General features: G+C 60.9%; 20 protein-coding genes. 10 read left to right on the top strand and 10 right to left on the bottom strand.

Annotated elements, in window-relative coordinates; all coding sequences use genetic code 11:
- Positions 1 to 4: 4 nt before the first annotated feature.
- Both AB5Y82_RS15815 and AB5Y82_RS15810 read right to left on the bottom strand, forming a co-directional pair.
- Positions 5 to 355 (bottom strand): ArsC family reductase, encoded by a 351-nt coding sequence (locus AB5Y82_RS15815; protein WP_005337930.1) that lies wholly within the window; start codon positions 353 to 355, stop codon positions 5 to 7.
- Between the two features lie 317 nt (positions 356 to 672).
- The gene (locus AB5Y82_RS15810; RefSeq protein ID WP_005337929.1) at positions 673 to 987 is read right to left on the bottom strand and encodes a hypothetical protein; all 315 of its coding nucleotides are present in this window, start codon (positions 985 to 987) and stop codon (positions 673 to 675) included.
- Between the two features lie 285 nt (positions 988 to 1272).
- On the opposite strand from AB5Y82_RS15810, the gene dcuC reads away from it, so the two are divergent.
- Together dcuC and AB5Y82_RS15800 are read left to right on the top strand one after the other, a co-directional pair.
- The gene (dcuC, locus tag AB5Y82_RS15805; RefSeq protein WP_111899639.1) at positions 1273 to 2649 is read left to right on the top strand and encodes a C4-dicarboxylate transporter DcuC; all 1377 of its coding nucleotides are present in this window, start codon (positions 1273 to 1275) and stop codon (positions 2647 to 2649) included.
- A gap of 134 nt (positions 2650 to 2783) precedes the next feature.
- Complete coding sequence (locus AB5Y82_RS15800) at positions 2784 to 3923, top strand: M20 family metallopeptidase (protein ID WP_111899640.1); 1140 nt, start codon at positions 2784 to 2786, stop codon at positions 3921 to 3923.
- 138 nt (positions 3924 to 4061) lie between these two features.
- Here the strand turns inward: AB5Y82_RS15800 and AB5Y82_RS15795 are convergent, their stop codons facing one another.
- The 4 genes from AB5Y82_RS15795 to asnS all read right to left on the bottom strand — a co-directional run bounded on the left by AB5Y82_RS15795 (position 4062) and on the right by asnS (position 8876).
- Positions 4062 to 4718, bottom strand: a complete 657-nt coding sequence (locus AB5Y82_RS15795; protein WP_368174211.1) for a hypothetical protein — start codon at positions 4716 to 4718, stop codon at positions 4062 to 4064.
- A gap of 173 nt (positions 4719 to 4891) precedes the next feature.
- The gene (locus AB5Y82_RS15790; protein ID WP_005337916.1) at positions 4892 to 6235 is read right to left on the bottom strand and encodes an anaerobic C4-dicarboxylate transporter; all 1344 of its coding nucleotides are present in this window, start codon (positions 6233 to 6235) and stop codon (positions 4892 to 4894) included.
- A gap of 374 nt (positions 6236 to 6609) precedes the next feature.
- The gene (locus AB5Y82_RS15785) at positions 6610 to 7365 is read right to left on the bottom strand and encodes a substrate-binding periplasmic protein (protein ID WP_368174210.1); all 756 of its coding nucleotides are present in this window, start codon (positions 7363 to 7365) and stop codon (positions 6610 to 6612) included.
- 110 nt (positions 7366 to 7475) lie between these two features.
- Positions 7476 to 8876 (bottom strand): asparagine--tRNA ligase, encoded by a 1401-nt coding sequence (asnS, locus tag AB5Y82_RS15780; RefSeq protein ID WP_368174209.1) that lies wholly within the window; start codon positions 8874 to 8876, stop codon positions 7476 to 7478.
- Positions 8877 to 9076: 200 nt separating this feature from the next.
- Here asnS and AB5Y82_RS15775 point away from each other — a divergent pair, with 200 nt between their 5' ends.
- Positions 9077 to 9421: a hypothetical protein gene (locus AB5Y82_RS15775; RefSeq protein ID WP_005359354.1), complete on the top strand. Its 345-nt coding sequence runs from the start codon at positions 9077 to 9079 to the stop codon at positions 9419 to 9421.
- A gap of 9 nt (positions 9422 to 9430) precedes the next feature.
- Here the strand turns inward: AB5Y82_RS15775 and AB5Y82_RS15770 are convergent, their stop codons facing one another.
- Positions 9431 to 10243 carry a HAMP domain-containing protein gene (locus AB5Y82_RS15770; RefSeq protein WP_107684148.1) on the bottom strand — a complete coding sequence of 271 codons (813 nt, stop codon included), beginning with the start codon at positions 10241 to 10243 and terminating at the stop codon, positions 9431 to 9433.
- Positions 10244 to 10418: 175 nt separating this feature from the next.
- A complete protein-coding gene (gene bioA / locus AB5Y82_RS15765) occupies positions 10419 to 11693 on the bottom strand; it encodes an adenosylmethionine--8-amino-7-oxononanoate transaminase (RefSeq protein ID WP_201296168.1) in 1275 nt (424 codons plus the stop codon).
- A 193-nt stretch (positions 11694 to 11886) separates the two neighbouring features.
- Between bioA and bioB the strand changes: the two genes are divergently transcribed.
- The 5 genes from bioB to htpX all read left to right on the top strand — a co-directional run bounded on the left by bioB (position 11887) and on the right by htpX (position 16700).
- Positions 11887 to 12975 (top strand): biotin synthase BioB, encoded by a 1089-nt coding sequence (gene bioB / locus AB5Y82_RS15760; RefSeq protein ID WP_111899644.1) that lies wholly within the window; start codon positions 11887 to 11889, stop codon positions 12973 to 12975.
- On the top strand, positions 12972 to 14168 hold the full coding sequence (bioF, locus tag AB5Y82_RS15755; protein WP_368174208.1) for an 8-amino-7-oxononanoate synthase: 1197 nt from the start codon (positions 12972 to 12974) through the stop codon (positions 14166 to 14168). The genes bioB and bioF overlap by 4 nt, the downstream gene beginning before the upstream one ends.
- Positions 14161 to 14976 carry a malonyl-ACP O-methyltransferase BioC gene (gene bioC, locus AB5Y82_RS15750; protein ID WP_111899646.1) on the top strand — a complete coding sequence of 272 codons (816 nt, stop codon included), beginning with the start codon at positions 14161 to 14163 and terminating at the stop codon, positions 14974 to 14976. Before bioF ends, bioC begins: the two co-directional genes overlap by 8 nt.
- A gap of 60 nt (positions 14977 to 15036) precedes the next feature.
- Complete coding sequence (bioD, locus tag AB5Y82_RS15745; RefSeq protein ID WP_005337893.1) at positions 15037 to 15714, top strand: dethiobiotin synthase; 678 nt, start codon at positions 15037 to 15039, stop codon at positions 15712 to 15714.
- Positions 15715 to 15827: 113 nt separating this feature from the next.
- A complete protein-coding gene (gene htpX / locus AB5Y82_RS15740) occupies positions 15828 to 16700 on the top strand; it encodes a protease HtpX (RefSeq protein ID WP_005337890.1) in 873 nt (290 codons plus the stop codon).
- 75 nt (positions 16701 to 16775) lie between these two features.
- Here htpX and AB5Y82_RS15735 read toward each other — a convergent pair whose 3' ends face one another.
- Positions 16776 to 18488, bottom strand: a complete 1713-nt coding sequence (locus AB5Y82_RS15735) for a methyl-accepting chemotaxis protein (protein WP_111899647.1) — start codon at positions 18486 to 18488, stop codon at positions 16776 to 16778.
- A 222-nt stretch (positions 18489 to 18710) separates the two neighbouring features.
- Positions 18711 to 20510, bottom strand: coding sequence for an MOSC N-terminal beta barrel domain-containing protein (locus tag AB5Y82_RS15730; protein WP_111899648.1), 1800 nt, complete (start codon positions 20508 to 20510; stop codon positions 18711 to 18713).
- A 125-nt stretch (positions 20511 to 20635) separates the two neighbouring features.
- Here AB5Y82_RS15730 and AB5Y82_RS15725 point away from each other — a divergent pair, with 125 nt between their 5' ends.
- Positions 20636 to 21388 carry an ABC transporter substrate-binding protein gene (locus AB5Y82_RS15725; protein ID WP_042055568.1) on the top strand — a complete coding sequence of 251 codons (753 nt, stop codon included), beginning with the start codon at positions 20636 to 20638 and terminating at the stop codon, positions 21386 to 21388.
- 176 nt (positions 21389 to 21564) lie between these two features.
- Positions 21565 to 22348 (top strand): FAD-dependent oxidoreductase (locus tag AB5Y82_RS15720; RefSeq protein WP_368174207.1); only part of this gene is annotated, 784 nt, incomplete at its 3' end.

Below are 22348 nucleotides of genomic sequence, written 5' to 3'. Positions count from 1 at the left end.
GTCCTTAACGGGAAAAGAGGGATTGGTAGTGATCAGCCTTGAAACCCAGAGTCAGTTCGCCGTCACGGTCGAGCAGCGGACGCTTGATCATGGCCGGATGTTCCAGCAGCAGGGCGCGAGCCTTGGCGGTGTCGAGCCCTTGTTTGGCCTCATCCGGCAGGGCGCGGAAGGTGGTACCGCGACTGTTGAGCAGGGCTTCCCAGCCGAGTTTTGCCAGCCAGCTGTCCAGATCGTCCGGATTCAGGCCGTCAGCGCGGTGGTCGTGAAAGCGGTAGTCGATACCGGCCTCATCCAGCCACTTGCGGGCTTTCTTGATGGTGTCGCAGTTCTTGATGCCATAGAGGGTGATGGCCATGGGGAGTCCTTCTCTTGTGGGCGCTGGCCGTGGGCCGTGTCCCGAAAATCCGAATCAACAGAGTGCAAGGGCCCGATTCTGGCATTGTGGCAATCCCATGGCAACGCCGATGGTCCGGCTCGCGGGTTTTACCGGGACTGGTCACACCTGAACGGCGATTTTGAGATCAAGATCAGAAGCAGTGCGGTGGGTATACCCGATGGGATGGTGATTGTGGAGAAAAGCCGCTATTGCAGGAGAAAAAGAGAAAAGGCAAAGGCCAGATAGCCAAAACGCGCCAGCGGGCGCGTTTTGGTCGGCATTATCAAGCATGTCAATCAGTGCAGGGTGGTCCACTCATGGTCAAAGACCCGGGCCCGTTCCCAGGGTGCATCAGGCAGGCTGGAAGAGAGGCCAGTGTATTTGCCCACGTCGTCCACCACGATGGCGGAGAGGATCGGCAGGTTGTTTTCGGTGCAGTACATGCGGATGCGTTGCAGCAGGGTACGCAGTTCATCCTGGCACTGCTCCAGCCCGGCCTGCTTGGCCAGTTTGGAGTAACGAATGGTAGTGCGTTCCTTTGCAGACTCGACGAGGATGTCCCACAGCTTGTAGTCGCAGGTCGAAGCACCTGCGGTGGCTTGGCTTGTCATAACTCTCTCCGGCGCGAAATGGTCGCTATATGTCGAAGCGCATCTTCGCCAGTTCGGCGCCGTCATATGTTGATCCAACGCAAAAAAGAGGGGAGTCGCGTCACACAATTCCCGGATAAGGGGTGATAAAGGTTTTCTGGCAGTTGAAATAACGAAAAATTGTTACATGGCCGACATATTATGCTGATGAATCACGGTGACGGCACCTTTATTGATAGGGATCAAAGGCAAACAGTGGTCAGATCACTAGATTTCGCTCTTCGATAAATTTATCAGGAGTGAATATTGGAACTTTTATTCGTCTTGCTCGTTCTGGTCGCCGTGGTCTACGGCATCATCAAGGATTACAATCCGCAGGCGGTGCTGGCGCTGGCGGGTATGGCCATTTTTGCAGTGGCCTACTGGTTGGGGCTGCACCCCATTCTCCCCGCTGACAAGAGCACCGGCTTTGCCCTGTTCGACCTGTTCGAAGTGTTCAAGGGGATCTTCTCCTACCGCGCGGCAGGCCTCGGCCTCACCATCATGGCGGTGGCGGGCTTTGCCACCTACATGTCCCATATCGGGGCCTCCCAGGCGCTGGTGCGAGTGGCGGTCAAACCGGTGGCGGGCATTCAGTCCAGCTACCTGATGCTCTCCATCTGTTATCTGGTGGCGGTCTTTGTCTCCCTGTTCGTTACCTCCGCCACCGGCCTTGGCCTGCTGTTGATGGTCACCATGTATCCGGTGATGCGCAACCTCGGCATCAGCCCGGCCTCCGCCTGTGGTGTCATCGCCACCTCCCAGGCGTTTGAAATTGGCCCGACCCAGACCAACGCCATCTTCTCCGCCGGTCAATCCGGCATGGATCCGACCAGCTATTTTGTCGACTACCAGATCTGGCTGGTGGCCCCCATGCTGCTGGTGACCATGGTGCTGCACTTCTTCTGGCAGCGTCACTGCGATCGCAAGGATGGCTGGGATCCGACGCTCCATCGTGGCGATCACGCCGAGCTGGACGAGCAGGGCACCGAGAGCGTGCAGGCGCCCACCTGGTATGCCCTGCTGCCGATCATCCCCTTCGTGCTGATGATGACCTTCTCCAAGCTGCTGGTGAGCGACATCAAGATGAGCGTGGAGGTGGCCATGCTGCTGTCGGTCTTTATCGGCATGCTGTGCGAGCTGCTGCGTAGCCGCTCGGTGCGTACCGCGTTTGCCGGGCTCTCCAGCTTCCTCGACGGCATGGGCAAGGTGTTTGGCCCCGTGGTGGCACTCATCGTCTGTGCCGAGCTGTTTGCCGAATCCCTCAAGGCCATCGGCGCCATCGATACCCTGCTGCACTCTGCCAGCAATGCCGGTATCGGCAGCGGTCTGATGACCCTGGTGATGGTGGCGCTGATCATGGTGGCGGCGGTCATCATGGGCTCCGGCAACGCGGCGTTCCTCAGCTTCTCGACCCTGGCACCGGCGGTGGCAGCCAAGTTTGGCGTACCTGCGGTGACCATGCTGCTGCCGATGCAGCTCGCTTCCAGTATCGGCCGTACCGTCTCTCCCATCGCGGCTGTGCTGATCGCCTGTGCGGGGATTGCCAAGGTATCGCCCTTTACCGTGGTCAAGCGCACCAGCGTGCCGATGGCGGGGGCGCTGGTGACGGCGCTGACCCTCAACTATCTGCTGTTCATGTAGTGATGTGGGTTATGTAGTGGTGTTTGGTATTTACCGGTCGGGCGGGTGGCATGGCTGCCCGCCTTTTTCTCACTGTGTCGCATTGTTGCAATAGACGATCGGCCATCAATGCTGATTGTTGCATGGAGAAGATAATGACAGTTGTAAAGAGCCCGTTTTCCCTCGATAACTATCTGGCCGATTTGGCCCCGCTCATCAACCTCGATTGCGGTACTCGCACCCCGGCCGGGGTAGCGAAAGTGGCCGACATCATGACCGAGAAATATGAGGCCATCGGCTGGCAGGTGACTCGCCACCAGTTTGCTGCCGAGTGCGGCCCCTGCCTCGAGATCACCAATGCGCCGGGTGCAGATCACTACGACGTGATGCTGTGCGGCCACATGGATACCGTCTTCCCCGAGGGGACTGCGGCCAAGCGCCCGCTGAAAATCGAAGGCAATCAAGCCTTTGGCCCCGGCGTCTCGGACATGAAGAGCGGCCTGCTCTCTATCTGGTATGCCCTCAAAGAGATGGATCCGGCATTGCTTGCCAAGCTCAAGGTGCTGGTCTGCTACAACTGCGACGAAGAGATTGGCTCCCCCTGGTCGAAAGATTGGCTGGTGGAGAAGGCCAAACAGAGCGGCTGCGTGCTGGTGGCCGAGGCAGCCCGTCCCAACGGGGATCTCATCAGCGCCCGCAAGGGCAATGCCAAGTACCGCATCACCTTCCACGGCAAGGCGTCCCACGCCGGTTCGGCCCTGACCGAAGGTGTCTCTGCTATCACCGAGCTGGCGCACTGGGTGCTGGCCATCAACGAGCAGGTCAACATGACCACGGGCACCACCATGAACGTCGGCGTGGTACAGGGCGGCACCGGCGTCAACGTGGTGCCGGATTTTGCCGAGGCGATCGTGGATTTGCGCTTCTGGAGCAACGAAGAGGCTGCAGCGGTGCACGACCGGCTCACCTTTATGGCCAACAACCCCTTCCTCGCGGGTTGTCGGGTCGAGGTGGATCGCCAGACCTTCAAGCCGGCGATGCGCCCGAGCGGTGACACCGAGGCGCTGATGGCGCTGGTGGAGGCGGCTGCCAAAGAGGAAGGTATCCCCTTCAACTGGCTGGAGGCCGGTGGCGGTTCGGATGCCAACTTCACCGCCGCCGCGGGTGTGCCGTCCCTCGATGGTTTCGGCCCTATGGGGGGCGGTTTCCACTCGGAGGCGGAGTTCCTGCTGCTCGACAGCATCGAACCGCGTATCCGCCTGCTGCAGCGGGTGCTGGGCAAGCTGGCGAAATAAGCCGGTTTATCCCTTGTTCGGGTCGTCATGGCCCGCTCAAAACTGGTTCGCTCAAATCCAAACGGGAGGCTGTTGCCTCCCGTTTTTTTATCTCGATTTTTCGCGCGCTGAGTGAGCGGGCCAGATGGCCTGCGGCCGTTACCCCTGCGGCTCGGCCAGATAGGCCAGATGATCCTGCCGCGCCACCTGCCAGCCATCGAGACGCAGCGGGGCGGCAAAGCCCGGGCCGTCGGTCACCATGGTGTGGTACTCCCCCTGCTCGCCGCAGGCATCGAAGCCCTCGCGCTCGGCCAGTTGCTGCAATTCCACGAGGGTGGCGGCATCGAGGGTGCGCCCAGTCCAATCGGGGGCCAGCACCCGGGTATCGACGCAGGAGAGGTGGGCGACGATGCCGCGTGCCAGCATATTCGCCAGCAAGGCTTGGCGAGATTGCTGCCAGAGCGGGGTATGGACGGTGAGGCCCAGCGGCTGGCAGCGTTCGCGGATCCAGTTTGGTGCGCCCCCCACGCTGTCGATATCGCCGGTGACTACGCCATCGAGTTGCCACTCCTCCTTGAGCCGTGCCAGTGCCCGCTCATAACCGAGATCGAACGGCGCTTCTATGGTGACCAGCAGATGGGGCAGCCCGAGGGCTTCCGCCTGACGGCGCACCAGCGGCAAGGGGTGAGCGAGAAATCGTGGCTCTGGCGGCGCAAAGGTGGCCAGTGCCACCACCTGATGGCCCGCTTGGCGAGCATGACAGAGGGCCAGCATGGCATCTTTGCCACCGCTCCAGAGCAGGATGACGCGAGACATGGATGAGATTCCGGTGGTGAACGAGGGGGCATGCTACCCAGCGGCGAGGGCAGAGGTAAAGGTATAGTGTCCGGAAATGGCGGCGGGGAAATGGTTGGGGTCACAGAGCGGGAAAAAAGCAGGCCCCCGAAGCGGGGGCCTGTATTGCAATGGCGTGGTAAACGCCGCTGCGATTAGAGCAGGATGCTGGTGAGGATAAAGCCCAGCGAGCAGGAGGTCACCACCCCGATCAGCCCCGGAATGATGAAGCTGTGGTTGATGATGAACTTGCCGATGCGGGTGGTACCGGAGCGGTCGAAACCGATACAGGCCAGATCGCTCGGGTAGGTCGGCAGCACGAAGTAGCCGTAGCTGGCCGGCAGGAAGGCGATCAGCAGCTTGGGTTCGACACCCAGCGCCAGACCCATGGGGGCGATGGCGGTGAGGGCGGCGGCCTGGCTGTTTACCAGCTTGGAGATAAGGAACAGCACTAGGGCGTAGGTCCAGGGCTGGGCCTGTACCACATGGGCCAGGGTCTCTTTGAGCAGCGGCATGTGAGCCTGGAAGAAGGTCTCACTCATCCATGCCACCCCGAATACGGAGAAGATGGCGACCATGCCCGCCTTGAAGACGGCACCGTTGGCGATCTCGCCCGGCTTGACCTTGCAGCGCATCAGGATGATGGCACCGGCGATCAGCATCATCATCTGGATCACCAGGTTCATGGAGAGCGGGCCGGTCTTGTCCTTGATGGTGAACACCGGACGCAGACCTTCGTTGGCGCCGAGCAATACCACGGCAGCGATGGCGGCGAAGAAGATCCAGGTAGACCAGTAGGCCTCTTTCGGGAACTTGGTGTTGAGCAGGGTCTCACCACCACCGTAGATGAAGGCGCGTTGCTCCGGGTCTTTGATCTTGGCCTGGAACTCTTCATCCTTGTCCAGATCCTTGCCGCGACGCAGGCTCCACAGGGCCGCCACGATGACACCGGTCAGGGAGGAGGGGATGGCGATCATCAGGATGTCGAGCAGGCCGTAAGCCTGACCGATACCGTGACCAGCCGCCAGAATGGAGACCATGGAGACCACGGCAACGGAGACCGGGGAGGCGCAGATGGCCATCTGGGAGGCAACGGAGGCGACAGCCATCGGGCGCTCGGGACGGATGTTCTTCTGCAGCGCGATGTCAGCGATGATGGGGAACATGGTGTAGACCACGTGGCCGGTACCGCACAGGAAGGTGAGGGTCCAGGTGGTGAGCGGCGCCAGGATAGTGATGTATTGCGGGTGACGGCGCAGCAGACGCTCGGCCACTTGCATCATCAGGTTGAGGCCACCGGCAGTCTGCAGGGTGGCGGCACAGCCGATCACCGCCAGAATGGTCAGCATTACCTGAACAGGCGGTTCGCCCGGCACCAGGCCGAAGACGAAGGTCAGCAGGAAGAGACCGATACCACTGATGAGACCGAGTCCCATGCCCCCAAAGCGGGTACCCAGCAGCAAGCAGCCGAGTACCACTAAAAATTCCATCAAGATCATTCCGTTACCTCGTGTGATTCAACCCATATTGCCGCGGGTAGCCTGAACCATGAATTGTCATTGTCTGTTTTATTTAGCCCAAAAGGGTTAGTTGCTATTCTGCTCCCCTGAAAAAGTGAAAAAATTGAGTTACTTCAATAACTCGATGAATTTTTGATTAAACCACTTAAAAACCACGTACTAACAAAAACATTATTTTTGTCACCAAGTGGTATCACTCGGGGCCAAGCCAGCGGGTGGTCATGGTGGCAGCACAGTGCGGCAACAGAACTGCAGGGGAGGGGCATAAAAAGGGCTCGATTGCGGCAGAAGAGGGTGAAAAAGCCAGCGCTCAGGCTATTTTTGCCAGCAAGGGCTGACTTCAGCGGATTGACTCACTTGGCCGCAGGTGCTTGCTGCAGATAGCGGCGCTGATAATCCTCGCTCAGCCTGGCAATATCCAATCTGGCAATGGCCTGTGCCACCCGTTGCTGCAACGCCTGCTGATCGGGGCGAAACATGATGTGCAGGCTCTTGTGTTCGAGGATCTTCGGGTGAAATTGCAATCCGGCGCTGCTCAGCTTGCGATCATGGTTGATGAGCCAGTGAAAGACATCCCGATCGATCACTGCCAGATCGAGCCGGTCACGCTGTAATTTGCGCAGGTTGAGCAGGTCTGCATCGACGGCGGCAGTGTTGAGGCGCTTGCTAGCCATCAGGGCATCGAATTCACGGGTGTTGACGTATCCCTCCACCACGCCGATCCGGTAGGAGGCGAGATCCGTGAGCTGTTGCCAGGGGATGGGGGGGCCTGAGCGCTGCGCCATGCCCAGCACGCTGTCGCCTACGCTGGGGGAGCTGCGCCACAGGGTGGGCAGGGTGTCGGAGAGGTACTCGGGAAAATAGCCGCTATAAGGCTGGGTCGGGTCGGCCGCCAGCCGTACCGCCCGCTGCCAGGGATAGAAGTCGAACGTCACTTCCAGTCCCGCTTCGGCAAAGGCGCGTTTGACGATATGACCGGTGAGGCCGCCATCGGGCAGGCTCTGGCTGGTGTAGGGGGGCCACTCCAGGGTGGTCAGACGAACGGGCTCGGCCCACAGTTGAACAGGCATGCAGGACAGCAGTAGCGAGAGCAGCAGGCGATATCCCATAGGCGACGAGTTCCTTGTGCCGGTTAATCCTGAGTATCACCCATAACGGTGACAATAAAAAAGCCGACCCGCAGGTCGGCTTTTGTAATGCAGTGGCAAGATGCCGCTGATCAGAACTCGGCGGTACGCGGAGTACGCGGGAACGGGATCACGTCGCGGACGTTGCCCATGCCGGTCACGTAGACTACCAGACGCTCGAAGCCCAGACCGAAGCCGGAGTGCGGCACGGTACCGAAGCGACGCAGGTCGCGATACCACCAGTAATCTTCCTTGTTCAGGCCCATCTCGGCCAGACGGGCATCCAGCACGTCCAGACGCTCTTCACGCTGGGAACCACCGATGATCTCGCCGATGCCCGGTGCCAGTACGTCCATCGCGGCAACGGTCTTGCCGTCGTCGTTGAGGCGCATGTAGAAGGCCTTGATATCTTTCGGGTAGTTCTTTACCACCACCGGAGACTTGAAGTGCTCCTCGGCCAGATAGCGCTCGTGCTCGGAGGAGAGATCGATACCCCAGGAGACCGGGAACTCGAACTTCTTGCCGCAGTTTTTCAGCACTTCGATGGCGTCGGTGTAGTCGATCTGGGCGAAGTCGGAGGAGACGAAACGCTCCAGACGGCTGATGGCATCCTTGTCCACGTGCTGGGCGAAGAACTCCAGATCGTCGCGACGCTCGGTCAGTACGGCGTTGAAGACATACTTCAGCATGGCTTCGGCCAGTGCGGCGTTATCTTCCAGATCGTTGAAGGCCACTTCCGGCTCAACCATCCAGAACTCGGCCAGGTGGCGGCTGGTGTTGGAGTTTTCAGCGCGGAAGGTCGGGCCGAAGGTGTAGACCTTGGAGAGTGCGCAGGCATAGGTTTCGGCGTTCAGCTGGCCGGATACGGTCAGGAAAGCCTCTTTGCCAAAGAAATCTTCGTTGTAGTCCACCTTGCCAGCGTCGGTGCGCGGCAGGTTTTCCATGTCCAGAGTGGAGACGCGGAACATCTCGCCGGCACCTTCGGTGTCAGAGGCGGTGATGAGCGGGGTCGCAACCCAGAGGAAACCCTCTTCGTGGAAGAAGCGGTGGATGGCTTGCGCCAGGCAGTGACGAACGCGGGTCACGGCGCCAACGATGTTGGTGCGCGGGCGCAGGTGGGCCTGTTCACGCAGGTATTCGATGCTGTGGCGCTTGGCGGCCATCGGGTAGGTGTCCGGATCTTCGACCCAGCCGACTACCTTCACCTCGGTCGCCTGCAGTTCGAAAGCCTGGCCGCTGCCCTGAGAGGCGGCAACCACGCCGGTCACTTCCACGGAGCAGGCAGTGGTCAGACGCAGCACTTCATTCTCGTAATTGGCCAGGGTATTGGGGACAACTGCCTGTACCGGATGGAAACAGGAGCCATCGGAAATGGCCAAAAATGAGATCCCCGCCTTGGAATCACGGCGAGTCCGGATCCACCCTTTGACAGTTTGGGTGGTGCCGACCGGATACTTACCGGCCAGCACATCTACTACGGATGCGTGCGTCATCGAAATATTGTCTCCAGCTTGTTCTTGCAGCGCTATTTGCAACACTAGGGAGTCTGGCCCGGGCACAGATGGCCCACCATGGCAGACTAAGCCGTCAATCTTACCCGCGCGGGTTTGATAAACAAGCAAAAATGTCGGACTCTGGTGGGGTTTTCGGCATGGTTCACTCAACAAGAGTGTCACGGGCGCAGGAGAGGTGGGTGAAAGATCGGCGGCATGGGCCAGATTGGCTGACACGGGTGTTACAGGGGTTGGTGATGCTCTGCTGGGGCGGCTTTATCGTGCTGCTCTCCCTTTACCACTATGCCCGGCCCGAAATTGCCTACGGTTTTCTGGTCTATGGCGGGATCGAGGTGCGCGATTATTGGGACCCGGCCCTTACCCCCTGGCTGGTCTACGGGCTCTGGAGCTGTTGCGCCCTGACGCTGGCGGTGTTGCTGCTGGAGCGCAAGCGCAGCCGCCGTCAGGATGACTCCCGGCATGTCAATCTGGCCATCCTGCTATTGGTGCTGATCGCCAGCTTGCTCTTTTACTACGTCGGTTAAGCGTTCGTCTTAGCGGGGCTGATCCGGTTCCTGCCTGCTGGCCTTGGCGCGCTTGCCGAGCTGGCGCTCCACACTGTCGAGCATCTGGTTGTAGGCCACCGCCACCCGGCCAATCTCGTCGCCGTCATCCCCCTCCAGCCGGTGACCGAAGTCGTGCAGGTCGGTGGCCTCTTCCATGGAGCGGGTCAACTGGTTGAGAGGGCGCACGATCCAGGTGCGGATGACCCAGAGGGTCAGCAGCAGTCCCATCCCGAAGATGCCGGTGAGAATGAGCGCCGAGGTGAGAATATTCTGCTCGACCCGGGTAAACAGCGAATCGAGGGAGTAGTCAAAGCGCACTGCACCGAGCACGGTATTCTCCGGCACCAGATGACAGCTGGTGCAGTCGGTGCCGCGAAAATCCTTCTTGGCCAGTAGCGGTCGGGTGACCACCAGACGGCTGTGCATGCCGTTGTGCACCACCTCCAGACTCCCTTTGCCCGCCAGAGCCAGCTCATCAAATTCATCTTTTACCTGTTCTGTCTCCCGTCCCGGGCCGAACTGTTTGCTCACCGCGTCGCCACGGACGATGCGGGCATCCTCCACATGGGCATGGTCGAGAAACTTGCCGCGCAGGGTATCACGGGCATCCATCTTGCCGGTCAGCATCAGCATGTTGAGGCCGTCGAAATAGGCTTCGGTCTGCTCGCGGCTCTGCTCCTTGATGAGCGTCAGGATGAGATCGCGCTCGCGTACCGCCTGATAGGCTGCGGAGAAGACCAGTACCATGGAGAAGATGAAGAGCAGGAAAAAGTTGATTTTGGCAGCAATGGAGAGGCGCATGAGCAGTCTTTCTTGATGGTAAAACCGCAGCAGTTTACCCCTCTTGGGGCCTCAGGTCTGGTGTTTTGCTCACATTACGGCAAGTGAAACTGCACTGAAGTGGATAAAGTTGCCATCTTTATATATCAAATGCCGGTAGTCAAACGGGCGGCTGCGATGGCCGCCGCTGCTTGCATTAAAACTCGCCCTCGGCGATGGCCTGACGGATGGCGCCGGTCAATACCCCAAGCTCCTCCGGGGTGATGACGAAGGGGGGCATCAGGTAGACCAGCTTGCCAAAGGGACGGATCCAGGCGCCCAGTTCGACAAATTTGCGCTGGATGCGCGCCACATCCACCCGCTCTTTCATCTCTACCACCCCGATGGCACCGAGCACCCGCACATCCGCGACCGCCGGGTGCAGGGTCAGCTCTACCAGTTCTGTTCGCAGCTGATGCTCGATGGCGCGCACCCGCTCCTGCCACGGTGAGGCCAGCAGCAGATCGATGGAGGCGTTGGCCACCGCGCAGGCGAGCGGGTTGCCCATAAAGGTGGGGCCGTGCATAAAGACCCCCGCCTTGCCGTCACAGATGGTGCGTGCGACATGCTCGGTGGTCAGGGTCGCAGAGAGGGTGAGATAGCCCCCGGTAAGCGCCTTGCCCAGACACATGATGTCGGGGCTGATCCCCGCCCAGTCGCAGGCAAACAGCTGGCCGGTGCGGCCAAAGCCGGTGGCAATCTCGTCAGCTATGAGCAGCACGCCGAACTCGTCGCACAGGGCGCGTACCCACTGCAGGTAGCGGGGGTGATAGAAGCGCATGCCGCCAGCGCCCTGCACTATGGGCTCAAGCACGATGGCGGCGATCTCCTCGTGATGATCGGCCATGAGTGTCGCCAGCTCCACCACGCACTGCTCGTCCCACTCGGCGTGGAAGCGGCAGCTGGGCGCGTCGACAAAATGGTGCTCCGGCAGGAATCCCTTGTAGAGCTCATGCATGCCGCCATCGGGATCGCAGACGCTCATGGCGCCAAAGGTGTCGCCGTGATAGCCGCTGCGCAGGGCGACAAATTTGGCTCTGGGCGTCCCCTTGGCATGCCAGTACTGCTGGGCCATCTTGAGCGCCACTTCCACTGCCACCGAGCCGGAATCGGCCAGAAATACCCGATCAAGCCCCTTCGGAGTGATCTCCACCAGCTTGCGGCAGAGCTCGACCGCCGGGGCGTGGGTGAGGCCGCCAAACATCACGTGGGACATCTTGCCGAGCTGGGCGGTGGCGGCGGCGTCCAGCTCCGGCACCTGATAGCCGTGCACGCAAGCCCACCAGGAGCTCATGCCATCCACCAGTTCACGGCCGTCGCTGAGAGTGATCTTCACCCCTTTGGCGCTGGCCACTTCATAGCAGGGCAGGGGGTGAGTGAGTGAGGTATAGGGGTGCCAGATGTGGTGCAGGTCGAATTCTTGATTGGTCATTTGTTGTTCTATTGTCAATTGGTTTGATCTGGTCGGTGTTGACAGTCTACGCGTGCTCTCTACACTAGCCAACAATTTCAGCCACTTGGCACTGCGCATCACCCTGAGCGCGCAGGCCCGGCGGCGGGTTCTGTGGCCGTCCATCCCAAGATGGCGGGGGCAGGATCCCACTAATATCAACCGGAAGCCATGTATGAATGCTCTCACCGTGGGCGGTCACGCCCTTCGTCATGACTGGACCCTCGCCGAGGTTCAGGCCCTGTTTGCCCTGCCGTTCAACGATCTGCTGTTTCAGGCCCAGACCGTCCACCGCGCCCACTTTGATCCGAACGAAGTGCAGGTGAGTACTTTGCTCTCCATCAAGACCGGCGCCTGCCCGGAAGATTGCAAATACTGCCCCCAGAGCGCCCGTTACCACACCGGGCTCGAAGCCGAGCGGCTGATGGAGGTTGAGAAGGTGCTGGAGCGGGCCCGCGAAGCCAAGGCCAACGGCTCGTCCCGGTTCTGCATGGGGGCCGCCTGGCGCAACCCCAAAGAAAAAGACATGCCCTACATCATCCGGATGATCGAGGAGGTGCGCGGGCTGGGGATGGAGACCTGCATGACGCTAGGGATGCTCACCGCCGATCAGGCGGCGCGTCTTGGCGCTGCGGGGCTTGATTACTACAACCACAACCTCGATACATCGCCGGAGTTTTACGGCGAGATCATCTCCACCCGCACCTATCAGGATCGGCTCGATACCCTGGAGCATGTGCGCAGCGCCGGCATGAAGGTCTGCTCCGGCGGTATCGTCGGCATGGGCGAGCAGGCGAAAGATCGGGCGGGCCTCTTGATGGCGCTGGCCAACCTGCCGCGGCACCCCGAAAGCGTGCCCATCAACATGTTGGTCAAGGTAAAGGGGACGCCGCTGGAGAACGAGGAGAACCTCGATCCGTTCGAATTTATCCGCACCATCGCGGTGGCGCGGATCATGATGCCCGCCTCCCATGTGCGTCTCTCCGCCGGGCGGGAGAAGATGAATGAGCAGATGCAGGCCATGTGTTTTATGGCCGGGGCCAACTCCATCTTCTACGGCTGCAAACTGCTGACCACCCCCAACCCGGACGAGAACAGCGACATGCAGCTGTTCAAGCGGCTCGGTATTCGCCCCGCCCAGCGGGCCCAGAAACCGGATCAGGTCCAGGAAGAGGAGCTGCTGGCCGAGGTGAGCCGCCAGAGCGAACCTGCCGAGATGTTTTATGACGCCACCCGCCCCCGTGCTGGGGCCACCAGGTCATGAAGGGCCCTGCAGTAACGGGCCCCTTTGCGCTGGGCGCGGCGCTGGCCGGGCGCGAGCAGGCGAGCCTGCTGCGCAACCGCATCGCGACCGACGGGGCGAGTGGCGGGCGGCTCAGGGTAGCGGGGCGCGAATACCTCAATTTTTCCGCCAACGACTATCTGGGGCTGGCGGATCACCCCGCCATCAAGGCTGCCTTCAACGCGGGGATGGGGCGCTATGGCGCGGGCTCCGGCGCCTCGCCGCTAGTGACCGGTTACAGTCGTGCCCACCAACAGCTTGAGGAGGCCCTGGCCGAGTGGCTCGGGGTGGAGGCGGTGCTGCTGTTCAACTGCGGCTTTTCTGCCAATCAGGCGGTGCTCAAAGCGCTGCTTGGCAAGGAGCATCTGCTGTGGCAGGACAAACTCAACCACGCCTCTTTGCAGGAGATGGGCAGCCAGCTCCCCTGCAAGATGAAGCGCTTTGCCCACAACGATATGGCGGCCCTTGAACGGCAGCTTGAGCCAAATCGCGGACTGATTGTTTCGGAAGGGGTGTTCAGCATGGACGGGGATCAGGCCCCCTGGGGTGAGCTCGCAATCCTCGCCGCCCGGAGCGGCAACTGGCTGATGATCGACGATGCCCACGGCCTCGGTGTGCTGGGGCCTGAGGGGCGCGGCACGCTGGCCGCACAAGGGGTGAACCCGGCCTGCGTACACATCCAGATGGGCACCTTTGGCAAGGCGCTTGGCGTCGCTGGCGCCTTTGTCGGCGGCAGCCGCGAGCTGGTGGAGTATCTGGTCAACTTCGCTCGCCACTATGTCTACAGCACCCATATGCCCGCCGCCCAGGCCTGTGCGGTGAGCAAGAGCATCGAACTGGTGCGCGCGGCTGATGAGTCCCGCGCCCATCTTGGCCAGCTGATCGCTCGCTTCCGGCAAGGGGCAAAGGATCAGGGTTGGCAGCTTGGCGCGAGCGATACCCCGATCCAGCCGCTGCTGGTGAGGGAGAGCAGTGTTGCCCTGCAACTGGCAGAACGGCTGCGGGAACGCGGCGTCTGGGTGAGCGCCATCCGCCCGCCCACGGTGCCAGTCGGTACGGTCCGGCTGCGCATTACCCTGAGCGCGGCTCACCGCGAGCAGGATGTGGAGCGCCTGCTCGATGCCTTGGGGGTCTGCCCTGCAGTTACAACGCTTGGGGAGGCTCACTATGGCTGAGCGTTTTCAAACGGTCGACAAGGCGCAGCTTGCTCGCCGTTTTGGCGCCGCCGCTCGTCATTACGATGCCCACGCCCGCTTTCAACAGGAGGTGGGTCAGGCGCTGTTGGAATGGATGCCAGACAGGCTGGTTGGCACTGATCTGACGGTGAGCGGGCTGGATCTGGGCTGCGGCACCGGCTTTTTCTTGCCCCAACTGGCGAACCGTTGTCACCAGCTGGTGGGGCTGGATCTCGCCCCCGGCATGCTGGCGCAGGCCGCCTTGCGTGGCAGCGGCGCCCGCCTGCTCTGCGGCGATGCGGAGCAGCTTCCTTTCGCCGATAACGCGTTCGACTGGGTTTTCTCCAGTCTGGCGTTGCAGTGGTGCGAGCGTCCGGCCCAGGCTTTTGGCGAGTTGCTGCGGGTGGTCAAACCGGGCGGCCAGATCTTTTTCTCGACCCTGCTCGATGAGTCACTCTGGCAGTTGCGAGCCGCTTGGCAGCAGCTTGATGGTCGCGCCCATGTCAATCGCTTCCTCAGCCTGCCACAATTGGAGCAGGCGCTGGCTAGCGCCGGGGTATCTGCTCCCGAGCTGCGTTGTATCACCTGGGATCTCGCCTATCTTGAATTGCCGCAGTTGTTGCGCGATCTCAAGGGGATTGGGGCCAATCAGATCAATGACAATCAGGGGAGTGCCGCCCCCGCCGGTCTGAGCGGGCGCGCCAGATTGCAGCAGCTGGCGCAGGCGTATGAGGCGTTTCGCCAGCCCGATGGCAGGCTGGTCGCCAGTTATCGGGTGTGCCTCGGCCGTCTCAGCAAGCCTCGCTGAGCGCCGGGAACCACAGAGTTTGCAGGGCAGTGTGCCACCCCCTGCCAAGGAGAGAACCGTATGAAATCATTCTTTATCACCGGCACCGATACCGATGTGGGCAAGACGCTGGTGGCGCGCACCCTGCTGCGCGAATTCAGCGCACAGGGAATCAAGTGCGCGGGTTACAAGCCGGTCTCGGCCGGATGTGCCCGCACCCCGGACGGGCTGCGCAACCTGGATGCCGTTCTGTTGCAGGAGGCGGCGAGTCTGCCGCTGCCCTATGAGGTGGTCAATCCGTTCGCCTATGAGCCGCCGATTGCACCCCACATTGCCGCCAGCGAGGCGCGCCAGCCTATCACCATGCAGGGGTTGAGCGAGGGGCTACGCAAGATTGAACAGGCTGGGGCCGAACTGGCGGTAGTGGAAGGGGCTGGGGGCTGGTATTTGCCGCTCGATCGCAAGCATCTGCTGTCGGACTGGGTCAAGCAGGAGAACATGGCGGTGATCATGGTAGTGGGGGCCAAGCTGGGTTGCCTCAACCATGCGTTGCTCACCTTTGCCGCCATTCGCAATGATCAGCTGCCGGTGGCGGGGTGGGTAATTAATCGGCTCCATGGTTCCATGAGCCATTATCAGGAAAATCTGGACACCCTGAGGGGCCTGCTGCCAGCCCCCTTCCTCGGCGAAATTCCGTTTATAAACAATCCGCTTGAAGCCGATTTGCAGGGGCGTCTCGATATCTCGCCGCTACTTTGACGGCATATTCAGCGAACATTCATCGAATCTCCCTAGAATGTCGACATTAACATGATCAGGTGGGGATCCCGAGTGATCCCCGGTCATGTCCCTTATCTTCACAAGGAGTCTATATGAAGCGAATTATGCTATTCCTGGTGACCAACCTGGCCGTCATGCTGGTGCTGGGGGTGGTACTCAATATCCTGTTCTCGGTTCTGGGGATCAACAAGTCCAGCATTTCCGGGCTGTTGGTGTTCTGTGCCGTGTTCGGTTTTGGGGGTTCCTTTATCTCCTTGCTGATGTCCAAGTGGATGGCCAAGCGCAGCTATGGTGTCCAGGTCATCGAGCAACCCCGTAACGAGACCGAGCACTGGCTGGTGAGCACTGTGGCCCGTCAGGCCCGCGAAGCGGGTATCAAGATGCCGGAAGTGGGGATCTACGACTCTCCCGAGATGAACGCCTTTGCGACCGGCGCCCGCCGCGATGATTCGCTGGTGGCTGTCTCCTCCGGCCTGCTCTACAGCATGAGCCGTGACGAGGCGGAAGCGGTACTGGCCCACGAGGTTAGCCACGTAGCTAATGGCGACATGGTGACCCTGACCCTGATCCAGGGTGTAGTGAACACCTTCGTGATGTTCTTCGCCCGGATCGTGGCTGGCGTGATCAGCAACTTCTTCAGCTCCAACAATGAGGAAGAGAGCAGCAGCACCGGCGGTTTTGCCTACATGATCACCGTGTTCGTGCTGGAGATGCTGTTCGGTATTCTGGCCTCCATCATCGTCATGTGGTTCAGCCGTCAGCGCGAGTTCCGTGCCGATGCCGGTGCCGCCAAGCTGGCCGGTCGCGACAAGATGATTGCCGCCCTTGAGCGCCTCTCCCGCGGTGCCGAGCCGCAGCTGGAAGGCTCCATGATGGCCTTTGGCATCAACGGCAAGCGCTCCATGAGCGAACTGTTCATGAGCCACCCGCCCATCGAGCAGCGTATCGCCGCCCTGCGTGGTTGATAGATACTGAATGACGGGGATCCCCCGAATAAAAAACGGCTGCCTTCGGGCAGCCGTTTTGCTTTTCAGCGTTCTTTAAAGCTTGAAGTGCCCCATCTCCTGGCGCAGAACCCGTGACAGCTGCTTGAGCTTGGCCGCCTCTTGGGACACATGGCGGGCGGCATCCCCCGATTGCTCTGATAGAGAGGTGATGTTGCCGACGGTAGAGACCACCTCGTTGGCGGCGGTGGACTGCTCGCGCAGGGTGTGGCTGATCTCTCCCATCAAGCCGGTGAGGTTGGAGGCGTGGCTCTGGATGCTGGCGATCGCCTCGCCGGTCTGGTTGGCCAGCGTGACCCCGCGAGAGACGTTGTTGACCGTGTTCTCCATGCTGCGGATGGAGGCATCCGCCCCGCTCTGGATTTTGCTAATCATCCCGGTGATCTGTTGGGTTGAGGCCGCCGAGCGACTGGCCAGATTGCGCACCTCGTCGGCCACCACCGCAAAGCCGCGACCCTGTTCACCGGCCCGCGCCGCCTCGATGGCCGCGTTGAGGGCCAGCAGGTTGGTCTGATCGGCGATGCCGCGGATCACCCCGATGATCTCCGAAATCTGCTGGGTATGGCCGTTGAGCTCGGAAATGGTGCTGGCCGCATCCCCCACTGTGGTGGAGATATTCTCGATGCTGCCAAGCGTCTCTTTAATGACCCCTGATCCCTCCTCCAGGGTATTGGCGGAGACCTTGCTCAGCTCGTCTGCATGGGTGGCGTTGTCGGAGAGGTGGCTGATGCTCACTACCAGCTCCTCGATGGCGGCGGCCATGGTCTGGGTGCTGGTTTGCTGATCGGTGGCAAACTGGGCTGTCTGCTCGGCAATTTGGGCGATGCTGTCGGCAGAGTGGGACAGCTCCTCGGTGGAGTGGGAGACCTTGGCGATGATCCCTTTGAGGGTGGTCTGCATACCGCCGAGCAGGCCGATCAGGCTCTCTTTCGATCCTGGCGGCACCTTGATGGGGCGCGAGAAGTCCCCTTCCGCCATCATATGGAGATCGGTCTTGAGCTGTTCGACCGAGGTGCCCACCAGATCGAGCAGGGAGCGATAGGTGCGCCAGAGGAAGAACATCAACACCAGACCGAGGGCGATAAAGAGATAGCGCAGCATGTCGGTATTGGCGATGGCGCTCTCGACTGCCTCATGGTTGCGCTGCTCCATCATCACGTAGAAGTCATCGATGGGGGACATGATGCGCCCCTTGTTCTGGTGATAGGCCTTGTCATGCATCATGGCGATGGCTTTTTGCTGGTTGGCAACCGGATCGCCATCGCTCTGCTGCACCAGCTTGAAGGCGGCGACCTCGGTGTTTACCAGCGCATCCGAGTTGTTTTTGGCCTCGTTCAGTTTGGCGAGCTCACCGTCGGTGAAACCGGCATCCTTCATCAGGTCGATCAGGCCACGGCGAACATTGCTGTCGGGGCGGGGATTCTGGCCGTTGGCGGCGACAAAGTCCCAGTAGATACGGTTGTAGCCATCCGGTCTCGGCTGATCGCCGTTGCGAATGGCCAGGATCCGCATGTACTGCTGCTCGTAGGCTGGATCCTTGGTGATGACGTAGGTGCGCCCGAGTCGGGTCAGATCATCGGAGGATTGGCGCAGTTCGTCGGCCAGCAGGTAGGAGACATATTGTTGTCGATAACTCTCTTCCAGTTGTTTACCCGCCCAGCTGTAGGCGAAAAACACCAGTGACAGCAGGATCAGGGTGATGACGGATAGCAGCAGGTTGAGCTGAAAGGCGGGCTTGTTCTGTTCCATGGTATGGGCGTCCTTTCCCTATGGCGGAGTGTCGTATGGAGCATCGCCAAGTCAATGGCTGGCAAGGCTTTTTGCTCTGAGAGTATAGGAAGGGAAACTCACTGATGAAGGCGGTGGGGACAAATTAAGGGCGGATCAGGTGAACAAGTGTGGATAAAGATGACCGGGGTCAATTCCCCGGTCATCTGGGGTGGCGTGAGTTAATGCGGCCCGATCACCCGATCATAGGATTTCAAGGTCGGTGAGCGGCACGGCGCAGCAGGTGAGGATCTTGCCCTCGGCCCGCTCGGCGGCGGTGATGGCGGGGGCGTCGGGGTGATCTACCTCGCCCGAGATCAGCGTCTGTTTGCAACTGCCGCAGATGCCGGCGCGGCAGCTCCATGGCAGCTCTACGCCTTGCTTGTTGGCCTGATCCAGCACAGTGCCCTGATTGTTGCCGGTAAAGGCTTGGGCGCCGATACGCAGTTGCACCGCCTGATGGGGGCGGGCCACCGAGAGAATGGCGCCGCCAAAGCTCTCCTGTCTGATGCGTGCAGCGGGCACGCCGCGCGCTGCCACTTTTGCCGCCGCATCGGCCATAAAGCCGTGGGGGCCGCAGATAAACACCTCCCGTCCGGCCAACCCTTTGACCAGTGCGAGATGCTCATCGCCGAGCCGCCCTTGCTGCCCCTGCCAGTGACTGTCCGGTTGGCTCAGGATAATGGTGAGGGTCATCCCCTGATGCGCCATGGCATGCAGCTCGCTGGCTGCCGGAATATCCGCTTCGCTGCGGCACAGGTGCATGAAGTGGACATCGCCGAGCTCCCCGCGCAGGGCCAGAGTTCGGGCCATCGCCAGCATGGGGGTGACGCCGGAGCCTGCCGAGAGCAGCAGCGAGCGTTCGGCACCAAGGTGAAACTCGCCAGCCGGCGCTGCGGCCAGCAGGGTGTTGCCCACCTGCATCTGCTGGTGCAGCCAGTGGGAGATGCGACCGCCCCCCACCTTCTTGACGCTGATGCTGTAGCGCTCCGGCCGATCTGGTGTGGAGCTCAGGGTATAGCGGCGCTGAACCCGCTCGTTTTTGATATCGAGGCTGATGGGCAGATGCTGGCCCGGCAGGTAGTCGGGCAGCGGCTCGCCATCGGCGGCTTCGAACCAGAAGGTCTCCAGATCCCGGGCCAGCGGTTCGCGGGCCACGCAGATCAGCTCGCGCTTTTTCGGTGCGCCGTCAGGGTAGGGGGCAGGGCGCTTGCGCTCCAGTACCTCGATCTCGCTACCCGCTTCAATCCACCCCTCGTTCAGGGCGATCAGGTTCTGGCCGAAGTAAACCTCGCCATCCTCGCCGCGGCGGTAACGGGTGAGGGTCGCGAGCGGCTCTTTGAGGGCATTGAAGCGATCGGTGCCCGCTTCCACCGTAGTCATGATGCAGCGGCTGCAGGGCTTGGCGACCTGAAACTCCACCTCGCCGATGCGGATGCGCACCCAGCTGTCCTCCTCGAAGGGACGGGTGCCGCTCGCCACCAGATTGGTGCGAAACTGGCTCATCTGGTGCAGCGCATCGGAGCGCAGATTGAGATCATCCAGCGAGGCCTGACTTATCAGCAGCAGCGGATAACCGTCGGCAAAGCTGACCCGGGTGCCGGTCTTCTCGCGAAAGCGGTCAGACTCTGTGCCGAGCCAAAGCAGCGCTACCGGTTCGCCAGCGACTCGGCTCAGCCAGCTGTCGGCGATGGGGGTGGTATGCAGGGCGGTGAAGCGATCGCCCCAGACTCCTGTCGCTTGCGGGGCACGGCTGAAGTCGGACTCTTGCAGGGCGAGGGGCTCGAACCCCGGATAGTTCAGTTGCAGGCCGCCTGCAACTGGAGTTGCAACCACCTGCTGCAATTGGGGGTGGGTACGGGCGGTGATGAAGGTGCCATCAGGCTTGACCACCATGTAGCGGCGATCCCCTGCGAGCCCCTCCTGGGTGACCCGGGCGCGTGCCTGAGGCATGCCGGCGGTCGATTTGATGGGGTAGAGGTGAATGCTGTCTAGCCTTGGCATCTTCGTATCCTTGTGAAGCGGCGCGATCGCCTGGAAAAAGGGGAACATAACGGTTCCCCGGCGATCCGGCAATCCTTTCAAGGGGGCGGTCTATAGTTGGGAAAACAGAACAAGAGGGCATCGGGATGAAAATAAGCTGGTTGCTGGCGGGGAGCCTTTTTTGCCACGGGCTCTGGGCGCAGGAGCTGACCCTGACCACGGGAGAGTATCCCCCTTACTGCTCGGAGACGCTGAAATATCAGGGGCTTATCCCTCATGTAGTGAGCGAGGCATTCAAGAGTGAGGGGGTGAGCGTCAAGTTCCAGTTTCTGCCCTGGAAACGGGCCTTTCGCTTGTCGGAGGAGGGAGTGGTGGATGGCACAGTCCACTGGTATGAGTCGAGCGAACGGCGCAAAACCCATCTCTACAGCGATCCCATCCTGAGCGAAACCTATGTCTGGTTCTATCTCAAATCCGATCCGCTGGAATGGCACGGCTATCAGGATCTGGCGGATCGCAAGCTGGCTGCGGTTAGTGGCTATACCTACAATGCAGATTTTTTTGCAGCCATCGCGCAGGTGCCGCTGCAGGTGCAGTTCGTCACCCGGCTGCGCCAGAGTTTCGATCTGCTGCTCTCCGGCCGCGCCGACCTGACGCTGGAGAACATCGATGTCGGCTACTACTCCCTGCGTCAGTTCTACCCGGCCAGCACGGTCGATCTCTTTGCAACCCATTCAAAACCCGTGATGAAGGTCGAAGGTCACCTGCTGATCAGCCGCAAGCGCGCCAACGCTGACGAATTGATCAAAACCTTCAATCGGGGGCTCGCCAAACTGAAAGCCAGCGGTCAGCTGGAGAAGATGTTACTTGAGTCACGTTCTGGTCTCTATGAACCATAAAGTGCAACATTTTTTGATCCTGATTCGCTAATCAGTACAAAAAAGCGGCCATTATCGACTCAGTTCCCAGTTTCTAACGCTTTCGCTTCTTCCCCATCCGGCCACCGTCCGCTTCGGCTACACGGTATCAAGCGCCATCGGGTGGGGCCTGTCACACAAAAAGAAGAAAGCAATGTATGAGCAAACAACTGGACATGACCCCATTGCCGGATCTCTCCCTGAAAACGGGAACAGGCCCGGTGCGTACCCGGCTACCCGTCTGGCGGCCAGCCCTGCCACCCTGCAATCACGCCTGCCCGGCCGGAGAAAATATCCAGGCCTGGCTCTCTTTGGCGCAGGCCGGCCGTTTTGAGGCGGCCTGGCAGACCCTGATCGAAGAGAACCCCTTGCCCGCCATTCATGGCCGGGTCTGCTATCACCCCTGCGAGAGCGCCTGCAACCGCGGTCAGGTGGATGAATCCGTCTCCATCCATGCCATCGAGCGCTTCCTCGGCGACGAGGCGCTGGCCAAAGGCTGGCTGCCTGCGCCCCCCGCGCCCGCCAGTGGCAAGAAGGTGCTGGTCATAGGCGCTGGTCCCTCCGGCCTCTCTTGCGCCTGGCACCTCAACCGGCTCGGCCATCAGGTGGAGATCCGCGAAGCGGGGCCGCTTGCCGGCGGCATGCTGCGTTTCGGTATTCCCGCCTACCGTTTGCCCCGCGATGTGCTGGATCGGGAGGTAGCCCGTATCGTGGCGGCCGGAGTGACCCTGACTCTTAACCACAAGGTGGAGGATGTGCTGCGCGAGCGCGACGAGGGGGGCTTTGACGCCGTCTTTATGGCCATCGGCGCCCATCTGGCCAAGCGGGTCGATATTCCGGCCCGGGAAGCGGGCAAGATCCTCGATGCGGTGAGTTTCCTCGAACAGGCGAGTCTGGCCGAAGAGCAGGGCTTACCGCCCCCTAAACTGGGACGGCGGGTGG

This window comes from Aeromonas sp. s13 (genome assembly GCF_040907905.1).
GTDB classification, from domain to species: domain Bacteria; phylum Pseudomonadota; class Gammaproteobacteria; order Enterobacterales; family Aeromonadaceae; genus Aeromonas; species Aeromonas veronii.
This window is presented reverse-complemented; position numbering and strand designations above follow the sequence as displayed.

Bases quoted from the DNA above. Each gene is read 5' to 3' on its own strand.
- AB5Y82_RS15815 (WP_005337930.1), bottom strand. From the start codon at position 355: ATGGCCATCACCCTCTATGGCATCAAGAACTGCGACACCATCAAGAAA.
- AB5Y82_RS15810 (WP_005337929.1), bottom strand. From the start codon at position 987: ATGACAAGCCAAGCCACCGCAGGTGCTTCGACCTGCGACTACAAGCTG.
- AB5Y82_RS15800 (WP_111899640.1), top strand. From the start codon at position 2,784: ATGACAGTTGTAAAGAGCCCGTTTTCCCTCGATAACTATCTGGCCGAT.
- AB5Y82_RS15795 (WP_368174211.1), bottom strand. From the start codon at position 4,718: ATGTCTCGCGTCATCCTGCTCTGGAGCGGTGGCAAAGATGCCATGCTG.
- AB5Y82_RS15790 (WP_005337916.1), bottom strand. From the start codon at position 6,235: ATGATCTTGATGGAATTTTTAGTGGTACTCGGCTGCTTGCTGCTGGGT.
- AB5Y82_RS15785 (WP_368174210.1), bottom strand. From the start codon at position 7,365: ATGGGATATCGCCTGCTGCTCTCGCTACTGCTGTCCTGCATGCCTGTT.
- asnS (WP_368174209.1), bottom strand. From the start codon at position 8,876: ATGACGCACGCATCCGTAGTAGATGTGCTGGCCGGTAAGTATCCGGTC.
- AB5Y82_RS15770 (WP_107684148.1), bottom strand. From the start codon at position 10,243: ATGCGCCTCTCCATTGCTGCCAAAATCAACTTTTTCCTGCTCTTCATC.
- bioA (WP_201296168.1), bottom strand. From the start codon at position 11,693: ATGACCAATCAAGAATTCGACCTGCACCACATCTGGCACCCCTATACC.
- bioB (WP_111899644.1), top strand. From the start codon at position 11,887: ATGAATGCTCTCACCGTGGGCGGTCACGCCCTTCGTCATGACTGGACC.
- bioF (WP_368174208.1), top strand. From the start codon at position 12,972: ATGAAGGGCCCTGCAGTAACGGGCCCCTTTGCGCTGGGCGCGGCGCTG.
- bioC (WP_111899646.1), top strand. From the start codon at position 14,161: ATGGCTGAGCGTTTTCAAACGGTCGACAAGGCGCAGCTTGCTCGCCGT.
- bioD (WP_005337893.1), top strand. From the start codon at position 15,037: ATGAAATCATTCTTTATCACCGGCACCGATACCGATGTGGGCAAGACG.
- htpX (WP_005337890.1), top strand. From the start codon at position 15,828: ATGAAGCGAATTATGCTATTCCTGGTGACCAACCTGGCCGTCATGCTG.
- AB5Y82_RS15735 (WP_111899647.1), bottom strand. From the start codon at position 18,488: ATGGAACAGAACAAGCCCGCCTTTCAGCTCAACCTGCTGCTATCCGTC.
- AB5Y82_RS15730 (WP_111899648.1), bottom strand. From the start codon at position 20,510: ATGCCAAGGCTAGACAGCATTCACCTCTACCCCATCAAATCGACCGCC.
- AB5Y82_RS15725 (WP_042055568.1), top strand. From the start codon at position 20,636: ATGAAAATAAGCTGGTTGCTGGCGGGGAGCCTTTTTTGCCACGGGCTC.